The following is a 12132-nucleotide window of genomic DNA, read 5'->3' as shown; positions in this document are numbered from 1 at the left end:
TGATACAACCGCATTCACCACTACATATAAATGAATAAGAAGAAAATTGGTGTCCGGCACCAACCTTCTTCTTATTCATTTCCATTTATGTGGTGTTCAAACCGGGCGTTGATCATACTCATCATGACGGCGCCACCAAACACCGTTTGCTTCATTGCGGCCTTTAGGCGACCGGTCCAGCCATTGGTAAACATTCCATAGGCTATCGAGTCCACGGGCGTAGGCAGAATAAGTGTGATAGATAACCCCGTCTTCCATAGCGAAGGTACTCATACCAGGTCGGTCGCGATGAAACGTAGGGACATCTGTTCCGCACATCGCTGCAAACTTTGCCTCAGCGGATTGTCCTCCATTCTCCTGTTCCGGACGCCATTCGAAGGCAGCTTCTTTCCGGTAGTTGTATTCCACCTCGCCCGCTCGTTGCTCATCTTCTGTAAACCAGACATTAAAATCGTGGTTGAAATCGCCCGGGTGAGACGATGCCCAGGGAAAAGTCCAGCCCATACGCGCTTTAAATGCCTGTAATTTCGGCAATGGCGCCCGGGAAACAGCCCAGAACATCACATCGTGATTGGCCAGGTGCACGTCAATCCCGTTGAAGCCATCGGCAATCATAGAACAGGAAGGACAGCCGGCGGCGTAGTCCGGTCCAAACATAAAGTGATAGATCATGAGCTGCGACCGCCCTTGGAACAAATCTGCGAGGGATACCCTGCCTGCTTCCGTATCGAAATAATAGGCTTTATCTACCCGGACCCAGGGAAGCTCCTGGCGCCGTTGCGCCAGCTCATCGCTACGCCTGGTAAGCTCCTTCTCCTCCCGGAGTAAGGCGATCCTGGCAGCCAGCCATTCTTTCCGCGTAGCCGTTTTCGGATGCTGATATTGGTTTTCCATGATGTTGAGATTTGAGGTGTACGATAGTATAAAGTTAACGGCTTCTCAGCAAGATACCTGGGGGGAAATAAGACTTTGCCAGGGGGGTATCGGGCCATATGTTCATTAAAAGACTTTTTGATCAGTATTCCTCTCTTGTTAAGCCAACCGCGATTTTCAATATCAAAAAAAAACCTAAACAGATCAAAATAGCGGTTGTTTTAAGTAAGTTATATTTTTATTTTCGTAGCAACAGTAGCACCCTATGGACCCAACAAAGCTGTGCCTAATAGCAATATTATCGAGTATCATTCAAAAAATTCCAGATCAATGAACCTATATAAAAAACATGGAAAATTGAATCAATATTAGCCCAATAACTGTTTTGTTAAGCCAGGAAATCCTACAAACATACTTCCAGGTAGATTCACTATCACTCATAACCCTACTCATAAATACATCCAATAAATGTTAATCAATATAAGAACACCTGTCTTCCATTTTCTTCTGGCGGCTTTAGCCCATATCATGAAAAACATGTTTCATGATAATTATTTCTAACTAACAGTAGTAGTGATATAAAATATTTTCTCTCTGGCATTATCCCCATGAGAAAGTCGGAGATTACCACGTTATCCAGAGTACTATGGTAACTGACTCCGTAGCTGCTATATATTTGGCGTAGTGTACAATGCGATAAATGATGTAGCGGCAGCTCCAGGTCTTTATCTGAAGCATAACAAAATCCATTTTTAACAAAAAACTATTATCAACATGAAAAAATTAAAACTGCAGGCCGTTCAATTTGGCGCTATCGAAGTACTTACAAGAACACAATTAAAGAACATCTTAGGTGGCGACGGCAGCGGCGATTCAAAAGAGTGTACCAAAGACTCTGATTGCGGAACGAAAACAGTTACGAATGGCTGCGGACAGCAGGTTACGGTAAGCGGTGTGTGCTCATCAGTTACCCACAAATGCAGTTGGGGAACCGCATGCTAACCTGACCTTCCTTCTCATACCAAGGGGTACGTGATATCACGTGCCCCTTTCGACACCAATATCCAGATAAACACATGCATATGAGACGAGGTTATCCCGATATTATACTATTTACTGTAGTCATTCTCTTACTTTCATCCTGTTCAAAAAAGACGATTACTTTCATCGGGGAACATTCATTATTTACATCAAACGAATTTCACCGGGACAGCACTGACAAAATCGATCTTTTAATCGAAAGAAGAAAAAGGATCAAAAGAGAAACGCTGGTATTGAGGGAAAACCATGAAACTATTATTCATACCAAGGAGCCTGTTTTCTTTTATCCTATGGGCCTGATACTTAGCTGGCGAATAGCCTATCCTGGCGATACTATACATGTCAGTGAAAACAACTATGGTTCCTTCATTTATCATACTTCCAACAGGCAAAGAGATATAACGCTATTTTGCACTAAGCTCATTGACAGCTGCAACTTTGATCTGGAAAGGCGCTTACTGGGAAAGTATTATGCAGAAAACACCCCGGCATCTCTCCCAAAGATTACCACTATAGCTGAAATTAAACAACCTCTTGCCATTTTAACAACCAGTAGAAACAACCTGGCAGACTCCCTGGCTGCCGTGTATTCATTAACCAGGGATTTCCTGGACAATAAACGATACGAAATCCAGGCAGATTCACTATTAAAAACCTATTCGCTCTATAAAACATTATTGAAGCCAACTAAAAACCGGGATGAATGGTGGAAAATATGCCAGTCATTTATTCATGATCTTAACGCCCTTCCTGTAAAAACAGTTTCTTTCTTTTACTTCCGGCGCTGTGCTGAAGAGCTACTCAGTTATGTAGAAGCGGAAAGTAATATCAACAGTGAGCTAAAAAGCACGACAGACTTTATCAACAAGTATAATTTAGTCAATGAAAATTTTTCCGGGGAAGCGAGAAATTATTTGCTGTCTGATATTATATATCAGACGCTTTCCAAAAGACTGGATATTCCATCCGAATACCTCCACAGCTATTTCAAAGTGTGCAACAATAATCAATATAAATCTGAGGTAAGGCATCAATTAAAACAGAAGAGAAAGATTGACGGAATTAAACGCAGTACATCACGAAATGATGTCTTATCTATTAAAACATTGAAAAAAAGCAGCATTGAGGATATAATAAAACAGGAAAAAGGGAATATTATTCTCCTCGATTTATGGGCTAGCTGGTGCGTTCCATGCCGGGAAGAATTCCCCTTTCTTAAAGCGTTGGAGAAAGAATATAGCGGAAAGGCAATCAAGTTCATTAAAATTTCTCTTGACAAAGAAATTGAAAAATGGGAAAATGCCTCTCAAAATGAAGCGTTTATAGATAACAACTACCTTTTGCTCGATATTAACCGGTCGGCCATCATTACCCAGTATCAAATAGAAACAATCCCCCGCTTTATTTTACTGGATAAACAAGGGGTAGTCATTAATGCTGATGCTCCGCCTCCCAGTGATGGGAAACTAAAAACACTCATTGACCAGTTACTTCGGTGACTTTTTTGCCAGGGGTATCTCCACAACAGTAGATAATGCCTCAGCTCTTCAATAGCTCCGAAGGAGCCTGTCCAAACTGTTTCCTGAAGGCAAAAGAAAAATGCGATAAATCTTCAAAGCCCAGGTCGAGATAAATATCGTTGGGGCGCTGTCTTTTTTGGGTAATCAGGAAATAGGCTTCCTGTAAACGCCTTTGCTGTAGCCAATTACGGGGCGAAGTCTGAAATATTTTCTGAAAATCCCGCTTAAAGGTAGCCAGGCTCCGGCCGGTAAGATAGGCAAAACGTTCCAGCCTCACATTGAAGTGGTAGTTCTGCTGCATAAATTCTTCCAGGTTGATTTTATATGGATCTGAAAAATCAAACAATACCTTCTTCAGATTCTTATCGTAAGCAAACAATAACATCAGCGCCTCCTGTTGTTTCAGTTCCAGCAGTTCCGGGGCTTTATTTTCCAGTAAGTCCTGGTACTGCAATAGCGACTCCATGAAATAAGACAGGTGCGGTGCCGGCGATAAATCAATAAATGAGGGCGTAGTGAGTTTCTCTTCCAGCTGAAAAGCCTCCCGGGCGCTGACCTGCCGGAGTAATTCCTCGCCAAATCGTATGGACAAAGACTTGAACTCTTCTTTCTCCGTTGGACTTTTAATAAACTTCAATAATTGGTTCTTCCTGGCAAGATAGATATCCCCTTTCCTGAACATTTTCCGTTCGGTACCATCATTTAATTCCATCTCTCCCGAAATCACCATTGCCAGGCTGTGGTGGGTAACAAACTGCTCTCCTTCCCGGAATACGGTAAAGTGACAGGAATAATTAATATTGCTCGTGTTATCAGGCATTTTATTTATCGGTCTGTATATAAACATCGCCCGGTACGCGCCCGGGCGGTGTTCATAAATATAAAACATTTTGGTTTGTGCCCTATAACAGGATGGATTTAGGTTCCAGGTACTCTTCCAATCCATATACGCCAAATTCGCGTCCAAGGCCGGATTGCTTGAAGCCTCCAAAAGGCGCCATGGGATCATGTTTAAATCCGTTGATACATACCCTGCCTGCATCAATCCTGGATGCTACTTTCAGTGCCCGTACTTCATTGGCAGAGGTGACATAGGCTGCCAATCCATACATGGTGTCATTGGCAATAGCAATGGCCTCTTCTTCATTTTCATAGGGAATGATAGACAGTACCGGGCCGAAAATTTCTTCCTGCGCAATACGCATATCGTTGCGGACATTCGTAAAAATGGTTGCTTTTACAAAATTCCCTTCTTCCAGGCCGGTAGGTTTGCCCGGTCCTCCTGCCAGCAGGGTAGCGCCTTCGTCCAGTCCCACCTGGATGTAATGCTGTACGCGCTCAAATTGTTTTTCGGATACCATGGGTCCCACATTTGTAGCATCGTTAGCCGGATTGCCCACTACCACACTTGCTGCTGCTGCTTTAGCCAGCTGATTCACAGCTTCCAGTTTGGCCTTAGGCACCAGTAAACGCGTAGGAGCAATACAGGCTTGTCCACTGTTCATGTACGCCCCCAATACTGCCTGGGGAATGGCCTGTTCAAAGTTGGCGTCGTCCAGGATAATATTCGGGGACTTACCTCCCAGCTCCAGGGTTACCCGTTTAACCGTATCCACGGCCGACCGGGCAATTTGTTTACCTGTAACGGTCGACCCGGTAAATGATATCTTAGCGATATCCGGATGGTTGGTGATAGCGGCGCCTACTACACTTCCCAGTCCGTTCACCATGTTGTAAACGCCTTTGGGCAATCCTGCTTCATCGAAACATTCAGTGAGCAATTGCGTTTGTGAGGCGCTCATTTCGCTGGGTTTTACTACCACGGTACAACCAGCTGCTATGGCGGTGGCCAGCTTGCTGCAAATGAAGCTATTGCTGGAGTTCCAGGGAGTGATGATACCAACCACTCCTACGGGTGTGAGCTGGATAAATGTATTACCCGACTTCCGTTGAAACTCAAAATGACGCAGCGTGTCAATCATATTATCAAAAGATCCAATGGCATTTTGCAGGCTCATGGTACAGAACTGCCGGGTGCCTCCGTATTCGAGAATCATAACTTCAATGAGCTCCTTTTCTCTTTTACTTACCGCTTGTTTTAAATTTTCCAGGAGCTGGATACGGGCAGTTACGCTTGTTTGGGAAAATGATTTAAAAGCCGCTTTGGCCGCGGCAATAGCCCGCTGTACATCTTCCTCATCGCCCAGGGTCACCTGGCCAACTGGCTGATGATTGGTGGGATTGATCAAATTAAAAACCTGGGTTCCATGGAGTGTGACAAACTCGCCATTGATATAACTTTTAGTGATGTTTTTCATATGTTTTGTTTTTACATCACAAAGGTCCGGTAAGCGGGAAATATCTGCTTTGTTGTATAGCTCAAATATGCTTTGTTGAGTGGCTCAGGGTAAGAGTCGTTTTGGGCGGCCATTTGAGCATCAAAAAATCCCCTGCTATTTATTCAAGCAGGGGATTCAGGCATTATGTCAATTGTTACATCACAGGTTGGCTGCCACAAAGGATCTGCTATAATCTTTAATCAGCTGTCTGACGGCCCTGAACTGTTGCATGATTTCTTCTTCCGTACCAACAGCCTTCGCAGGGTCGGGGAAGTTTTCATGGAATTTTTGCGCCGTTGTGGGAAAGAAAGGACATCTTTCTTTAGCATTGTCACAAACAGTAATAACGTAGTCGAATGGTATATCGCCATACTCCGCTATGTTGTTGGAGGTATGTGCGGAAATATCAATGCCATCTTCTGCCATGGTGGCGATGGCGCGGGGATTGACGCCATGGGTTTCTACACCGGCGCTATAAATTTCCGCCTTATCACCAGCAAAATGTCTGAGATAGCCTTCTGCTATCTGGCTACGGCAACTGTTGCCGGTACAAAGCACCAATATTTTTTTCATTTGATGTAAGGTATATAGTTTTAAAGGTATTTACGCTTTAATGGTAGAAACAGGAGTATCGTACCATTTCTTTCGTAGCCAGAAGGCAACATTTACCAGGGCAATCAATGCAGGCACTTCTACCAGCGGTCCGATTACGCCCACAAAAGCCTGACCGGAGTTGATACCAAATACTCCGATAGCCACGGCAATAGCCAGCTCAAAGTTGTTGCCCGCCGCCGTAAAGGCAATGGATGCATTACGGGAATAGTCGGCCCCCATCGCTTTGCCTAACAGGAAACTTACCAGGAACATGATAATAAAATATATCACCAGTGGAATGGCTATCCTGACAACATCGAATGGAATTTGCACAATCAATTCTCCTTTAAGACTAAACATCACCACAATGGTAAACAACAGGGCGATTAAAGTAACCGGCGAAATAAAAGGAACATATTTTTCCCGGAACCACTTTTCCCCTTTCCAGGCAATGAGGCCGTAACGGCTGATAATGCCGGCAGCAAACGGAATACCCAGGTAGATACCCACGCTACTGGCAATTTCGGCAATGGATATGGGCACAGTTATCCCTTTCATACCGAAAACGGTGGGCAACCAGGTGATGAAGATATAGGCATAAATGCTGTACAACAATACCTGGAAGATGCTGTTTAAGGCCACCAAACCAGCTGCATACTCGCGGTTGCCTTCCGCCAGTTCGTTCCATACGATGACCATGGCAATACAACGAGCCAGGCCAATCAGGATGAGGCCCGTCATATATTCAGGATAACCATGCAGAAACAGCACCGCAAGAACAAACATAAGGATTGGCCCGATAATCCAGTTGAGCGCCAAAGAAACAGACAACACCTTTGTATTACGGAACACCTCTCCCATATTCTCATATTTTACTTTAGCCAACGGCGGGTACATCATCAGAATGAGCCCTATAGCCAGGGGAATATTAGTGGTTCCAGACGAGAAGGAATGGATAAACCCCGAAGATGACGGAACAAAGTACCCGATAGCTACACCGCCAGCCATCGCGAGAAAAATCCATAATGTAAGATAACGATCCAGAAAGCCCAGCTGCTTACGCTGGGCCGGATGGGAGTTTTGCATGGTAATGTTGTCTATGTAATAAAATAGTTAAGCGTGTTGATCAGCAACAACCCGGCGCACAGCAGGCAGCGTCGGCTGGCTTTTCTGCATACACGGTGATGCTGTAAATACCAGTATTACCTGCACGAAATGCCGCTATTTCAGCGGTGTTCAGGTAGTTAGCCAGGATATCATCCGGGATGGTAATGACCTTTTCTTTCTGAATGGTGATGTTTTTGAAGCCATTGTTTTCAATCATGTCCAGGTACTCCTGCTTTTGTATAGCCCCGGATACACAGCCAGCATACATTTCAGCGGCCTGTTGAATGGTGGCGGGCAACTCGCCGGCTAACACGATATCAGAGATACTGAAATGCCCACCAGGTTTCAGTACGCGGTATATTTCTTTGATAACCCCGTCTTTGTTGGGTACCAGGTTCAATACACAATTGCTGACTATTACGTCGGCTACATTGGCGGTGACAGGCATTTTCTCGATATCCCCCTGGCGGAATTCTACGTTATTGAAATGTAGCTTCTCTGCGTTTGCCCGGGCTTTTTCAACCATGGCAGGCGTAAAATCGATGCCTATTACCTTTCCTGTCTCACCTGTTTCCTGCCGGGCAATAAAACAGTCATTGCCCGCGCCGGAGCCTAAATCAATCACGGTATCCCCTTGCCTGATTTTGGCAAACTGGGTAGGCAGCCCACATCCCAGCCCCAGGTCAGCAGCGGGTTGATACCCCTCCAGCGTGGTATAATCGTCGCTCATAATGTTGTATACTTCTGTAGAGCAACAACCGGAGCCGCAGCAGGAAGCAGCGTTAGTAGCTTTGTCCTGCAACGCGATTTCACTATATTTCTGTTTTACGATTTCCTTCATTTGTTCATCAGTAGTCATTGCGTTTTATTTATTGTATTATTGCAATATTGCGATAAATGAAAGTAAAAAAATATCAGCAGCAGGTTTGCTGTAAGTCTACCTCTTTAAAGAAGGCATTAAACAATTCCTTATACTGCTTCCAGACTTTGGGATTGATACAATAGCAGACGCTCACACCTTCGATAGTACCCTGTATAATGCCGGCCGTTTTCAGCTCTTTCAGATGCTGGGAAGTGGTGGCCTGTGCCAGCCCTAATTCATCGACCAGGTCGCCGCATACGCAGGCATTCTTTTTCACCAGGTATTGCAGGATGGCGATACGGGCCGGGTGCGCCAAGGCCTTGGCCATAGCGGCGATCTCGTTCTGCTGTTGGGTGAATAAATCTGTCTTCGTAGCGCCCATGAGCTTATGCTTTATTATATCGCAATATTACGATGTATTTTTAATTCAACAAATTTTTTTTAATAGCATTACGCTGTTCAGCAATAAAAAAGACCGGAAGTTGTGTTCTTCCAGCCTTTTAGAAAATGGATATGGTTAGTTAAATCTTTGCCAGTGCGGCACGTATAAATTGCAGCTCTTCAACAGATCAGGCTATTTCCATCGCTTTGGCATTAGCAATAGCCTGATCTGCATTTCTCGCACCCGCCAATACCACGGTGATAGCGGGTTGCAGGCTGGTATTACCTAACTTTCTATATTCCATTACTTATATTTTTTTAGTGAGATAAATGGCTGGAGCTTCCTGTAATTTGCTTTCCGCCAAACGGCCGAATGCAACAATATAAGGCTGCCGCCCATGAAGGTCAAGCCCTTCCTGGCTTTCCCATATTTCATAGAAAACAAATACGTTTTCATCTTCTGTTCCCTGGTGAAGATCATATTGAAGACAGGCTGTTTCTTTTCTTGTTTCTTTCACCATATTCTGTAGTACGGCAATAACTTCGTTGCGGTGTGCCGGCTTCGCTTTAATGATAGCGGTTAAATAAATACTCATGACAATTGTTTTTCAAAGGTGATGGTTGCTTCCAGGTGCCTGAGATAGTCGTGGCGGTAATTGGCCAGTCGCTCTTCCGTGGCATTTTTTTCCAGGTCGTGGAAATGGAATCCTGGTACCCGGTCCATGCCTACAAACTGGTTCATTTTATGAAAGCCAAACAGTACCCCTTCATCTACCGAATGTTGTTCGAAAAATTCACCTGGCAGGGTAAATGCCGTTTCCGGTGCATTCCAGCTGGTGGTGACCATATATTTCTTTCCCTGCATCAGTCCTCCGGTGCCATAATTAATAGCGGGGTTCTTCCGGCTCCTGCCATCACTGGCATACATCCCATTTTGATGACCGGCCGTAAACACGTCGTCGATATATTTCTTCAGGCGGTTGGGTACCTGGAACCACCAAATAGGAGAATGATAGATGACGAGGTCGGCCCATTTAAAACGTTCTACTTCCGCCATCGGGTCAAAGTCATCGTTGATATTTATCACCTGATAGTCCATTCCTTTCCGGTCCAGGAACTCCACGGTCCAGCTTGTTAATGTATTATTAAAAAGCCCGCCGGAATGGGCAAAGACCTGGCCTGCGTTGATAACGAATACCTTCATGTCTATAATTTTAATTATTGATACCGCAAATTTCTATCACTTTTATATATCACACAAATAACTTAAATTGTACCTTTGTATCATAAAAATTATAGTTATGCGATGGAACTTAGAATGGCTCAGAACATTCAACGCTATATATGAAACCGGAACATTATCTGCCGCCGCGCAGGAACTCAATATTTCCCAGCCGGGAGTAAGCCTCCATTTGAACTCGCTGGAAGCGTTTACGGGGTATAAACTATTTGACCGCTCTGCCAGAAGAATGGTGCCCACAGAAAAGGGGAAGATCCTGTACAATTACATATTGGATCCTTTAAAGAAACTGGAAACGGGAGAACAACACTTTCATAAGCGCTCCCAGAATGAACGTGTAACCATTAGCGTAGGCATGTGCTTTGAAACATTTCAATACACCCTGGAAGAACATGTTGCCAGCCTGCCCTTCAATCTTATCATCAAATTCGGGGAATACCCCCAGATGCAACACGACCTGGACAATGGATTGCTGGACCTCATCATCACCCCACAAAAAGGGAATCAGCCTAATCTGCAGTACCGCCCCTTCTCCAAAGAAAAGATTGTACTGATTGCCGGCAGCAAAACCGATACCACCGAACTGGAAGAGCTGTTGCACCAGGATAAAATGAAGGCGGCCACCCAACTATTAAAACACCAACTCTGGTACAGCACTGCGGCCGATATGGACCACCTGAAGAACTTCTGGCAGCGGCATTTTGGAGAGCATCCTGATTTTAGCCCCAACTACATTGTGCCGAATATCAGCTCCATTATCCGCTGCCTGAGCGACAATACCGGCTTGTCCATTGTACCAGATTTCTTGTGCGTGGAAGCGATCAACAGCGGAAAAATTAAAATAGTTTGGGAAGGCCATCAGCCACTGGAGAATACACTCCACTTCGGTACCAGGAAGAAAACTATGTACGGGAAAGAAATTGCGCAGCTGGAACAGCTGCTGGAAGAGAAGTGGGAAACGGTAGCGTAGTTAAATGCGGAATGGCATTCCACCTCATCATGGGCTGACTGTTTATTTCAACAACCCTCCCGGCGTAGTCCCAAACTTCTTTTTAAAGGCGCGGTGAAAATGTTGGGGATGCGTATACCCAAGTCCGTAGGCAATCTCCGAAATGTTATGGTCGCCCTGCAGTATTTGCTGCCTGGCCGCTTCCAGCCTTTCATTATTAACGAAAGTGAACACACTTTGGTCAAACAATAACCGGAAGCCCTTCTTTAGCTTAAATTCATTGAGGCCACAAATCCTGGACAGCTCTCCCAGGGTAGGCGGAAAAGCCAGGTGTTCGAGCAGGTATTGACGGGCCTGGTACAACCGTTCTTTGTCGGCCATACGCAAAGTCTCTCCCCGCTGAGGTGTACGGGAAGGCAGCAGGGCCTCGCATTGCAGGTAGAAAAGTTGCAGTATCTGCGTTTCAAAATGCAAACGCCGGAGGCCTTGCGGAACAGGGCTCTCCCACAATTGCCCGAGCGCCTGCTGCAGCCGGGGACTGAAATGAAGCGTAGGTGCATGCATCACAAAAGGGACCCCCTTTTCTATTTTGGTCACCAGGTGTTGCAATTCCGGCGCATAATTGCTGATTAGCCCTATCATCTTTTCCTGGCTGATATAAATACCCAGGTTACGAAACCCCTGCCCGCCGGCCAGCTCATTCTTTTCCCACGACCGGGGATTAAATAAGAGGTTGGAATAACCCTGTCTAAATACCTGACGCTCAATCAGTCCCTCATGCGTTTGACATAATTGCCCCGCTATCACAAAATTAAGCTCCACAAAAGCCTGTTCGTTGTAATGCTGCCAGGAGAAGTCGGGCGGTCCGGCGGTCACTTTCCCATCGGCAATGGCCATGTCGTTGCAGAGCACGAACTTACCGGCGCCGTCTATGCCGGGCATCGGCAAACTGTACTCATGCACTTCCCCCTGGGGAATCTGGAAGATATCATTGAAGGTAACGCTATGGGCAGTAGAGGATTCCATGATTACAAATGTAGCCGGAAACGGCTATTAAAGTGGTATTTATTTTTTGTCTCCCTCTATAATAATTATATAAATAATTATTTGTAAATAATTGAATATAAATAAATTAAAATTTTGATCAAACTTTATCCGCAGTTTGTCCTCATTTTCTCGGCGTTTCTGTTTGCTCCAACCCATCCCCTGCCAATAGATTTGAATCT

Annotated in this window: 13 protein-coding genes; 3 read left to right on the top strand and 10 right to left on the bottom strand. The window is 45.0% G+C overall.

What is annotated here, in order from left to right; translation table 11 throughout:
- Positions 1-96: 96 nt before the first annotated feature.
- Positions 97-894: a DUF899 domain-containing protein gene (locus FHW36_RS15485; protein WP_145670473.1), complete on the bottom strand. Its 798-nt coding sequence runs from the start codon at positions 892-894 to the stop codon at positions 97-99.
- A 753-nt stretch (positions 895-1647) separates the two neighbouring features.
- Between FHW36_RS15485 and FHW36_RS15480 the strand changes: the two genes are divergently transcribed.
- Positions 1648-1875 (top strand): hypothetical protein, encoded by a 228-nt coding sequence (locus tag FHW36_RS15480; protein WP_145670472.1) that lies wholly within the window; start codon positions 1648-1650, stop codon positions 1873-1875.
- 80 nt (positions 1876-1955) lie between these two features.
- Complete coding sequence (locus FHW36_RS15475) at positions 1956-3413, top strand: TlpA family protein disulfide reductase (RefSeq protein ID WP_186452469.1); 1458 nt, start codon at positions 1956-1958, stop codon at positions 3411-3413.
- A 40-nt stretch (positions 3414-3453) separates the two neighbouring features.
- Here FHW36_RS15475 and FHW36_RS15470 read toward each other — a convergent pair whose 3' ends face one another.
- The 8 genes from FHW36_RS15470 to FHW36_RS15435 form a co-directional block, all read right to left on the bottom strand.
- Entirely contained in the window at positions 3454-4254 is an 801-nt protein-coding gene (locus FHW36_RS15470; RefSeq protein WP_145670470.1) for a helix-turn-helix domain-containing protein, read from the bottom strand.
- 82 nt (positions 4255-4336) lie between these two features.
- A complete protein-coding gene (locus tag FHW36_RS15465) occupies positions 4337-5752 on the bottom strand; it encodes an aldehyde dehydrogenase family protein (protein ID WP_145670469.1) in 1416 nt (471 codons plus the stop codon).
- A 180-nt stretch (positions 5753-5932) separates the two neighbouring features.
- On the bottom strand, positions 5933-6346 hold the full coding sequence (locus FHW36_RS15460) for an arsenate reductase ArsC (protein ID WP_145670468.1): 414 nt from the start codon (positions 6344-6346) through the stop codon (positions 5933-5935).
- A gap of 30 nt (positions 6347-6376) precedes the next feature.
- The gene (gene arsB, locus FHW36_RS15455) at positions 6377-7453 is read right to left on the bottom strand and encodes an ACR3 family arsenite efflux transporter (protein ID WP_145670467.1); all 1077 of its coding nucleotides are present in this window, start codon (positions 7451-7453) and stop codon (positions 6377-6379) included.
- A gap of 40 nt (positions 7454-7493) precedes the next feature.
- Complete coding sequence (locus FHW36_RS15450) at positions 7494-8333, bottom strand: arsenite methyltransferase (RefSeq protein ID WP_145670466.1); 840 nt, start codon at positions 8331-8333, stop codon at positions 7494-7496.
- 55 nt (positions 8334-8388) lie between these two features.
- The gene (locus tag FHW36_RS15445) at positions 8389-8718 is read right to left on the bottom strand and encodes an ArsR/SmtB family transcription factor (protein WP_145670465.1); all 330 of its coding nucleotides are present in this window, start codon (positions 8716-8718) and stop codon (positions 8389-8391) included.
- Positions 8719-9025: 307 nt separating this feature from the next.
- On the bottom strand, positions 9026-9313 hold the full coding sequence (locus tag FHW36_RS15440) for a putative quinol monooxygenase (protein ID WP_145670464.1): 288 nt from the start codon (positions 9311-9313) through the stop codon (positions 9026-9028).
- A complete protein-coding gene (locus FHW36_RS15435) occupies positions 9310-9921 on the bottom strand; it encodes an NAD(P)H-dependent oxidoreductase (RefSeq protein WP_145670463.1) in 612 nt (203 codons plus the stop codon). The genes FHW36_RS15440 and FHW36_RS15435 overlap by 4 nt, the downstream gene beginning before the upstream one ends.
- Positions 9922-10018: 97 nt before the next feature.
- Here FHW36_RS15435 and FHW36_RS15430 point away from each other — a divergent pair, with 97 nt between their 5' ends.
- Complete coding sequence (locus tag FHW36_RS15430) at positions 10019-10927, top strand: LysR family transcriptional regulator (protein WP_145670462.1); 909 nt, start codon at positions 10019-10021, stop codon at positions 10925-10927.
- Positions 10928-10969: 42 nt separating this feature from the next.
- On the opposite strand, the gene FHW36_RS15425 is transcribed toward FHW36_RS15430, so the two are convergent.
- Positions 10970-11932, bottom strand: a complete 963-nt coding sequence (locus FHW36_RS15425; RefSeq protein WP_145670461.1) for a helix-turn-helix domain-containing protein — start codon at positions 11930-11932, stop codon at positions 10970-10972.
- Positions 11933-12132: the final 200 nt, after the last annotated feature.

This window comes from Chitinophaga polysaccharea (genome assembly GCF_007829335.1).
Classification (GTDB): Bacteria; Bacteroidota; Bacteroidia; order Chitinophagales; family Chitinophagaceae; genus Chitinophaga; species Chitinophaga polysaccharea_B.
Note: the sequence above shows the minus strand (reverse complement) of the source record. Positions and strands in the feature narration are given on the sequence as shown.

Coding starts and splice junctions, on each gene's coding strand:
- FHW36_RS15450 (WP_145670466.1), bottom strand. CDS start 8,333: ATGACTACTGATGAACAAATGAAGGAAATCGTAAAACAGAAATATAGT.
- FHW36_RS15430 (WP_145670462.1), top strand. CDS start 10,019: ATGCGATGGAACTTAGAATGGCTCAGAACATTCAACGCTATATATGAA.
- FHW36_RS15445 (WP_145670465.1), bottom strand. CDS start 8,718: ATGGGCGCTACGAAGACAGATTTATTCACCCAACAGCAGAACGAGATC.
- FHW36_RS15480 (WP_145670472.1), top strand. CDS start 1,648: ATGAAAAAATTAAAACTGCAGGCCGTTCAATTTGGCGCTATCGAAGTA.
- FHW36_RS15440 (WP_145670464.1), bottom strand. CDS start 9,313: ATGAGTATTTATTTAACCGCTATCATTAAAGCGAAGCCGGCACACCGC.
- FHW36_RS15435 (WP_145670463.1), bottom strand. CDS start 9,921: ATGAAGGTATTCGTTATCAACGCAGGCCAGGTCTTTGCCCATTCCGGC.
- FHW36_RS15475 (WP_186452469.1), top strand. CDS start 1,956: ATGAGACGAGGTTATCCCGATATTATACTATTTACTGTAGTCATTCTC.
- FHW36_RS15470 (WP_145670470.1), bottom strand. CDS start 4,254: ATGCCTGATAACACGAGCAATATTAATTATTCCTGTCACTTTACCGTA.
- FHW36_RS15465 (WP_145670469.1), bottom strand. CDS start 5,752: ATGAAAAACATCACTAAAAGTTATATCAATGGCGAGTTTGTCACACTC.
- arsB (WP_145670467.1), bottom strand. CDS start 7,453: ATGCAAAACTCCCATCCGGCCCAGCGTAAGCAGCTGGGCTTTCTGGAT.
- FHW36_RS15425 (WP_145670461.1), bottom strand. CDS start 11,932: ATGGAATCCTCTACTGCCCATAGCGTTACCTTCAATGATATCTTCCAG.
- FHW36_RS15460 (WP_145670468.1), bottom strand. CDS start 6,346: ATGAAAAAAATATTGGTGCTTTGTACCGGCAACAGTTGCCGTAGCCAG.
- FHW36_RS15485 (WP_145670473.1), bottom strand. CDS start 894: ATGGAAAACCAATATCAGCATCCGAAAACGGCTACGCGGAAAGAATGG.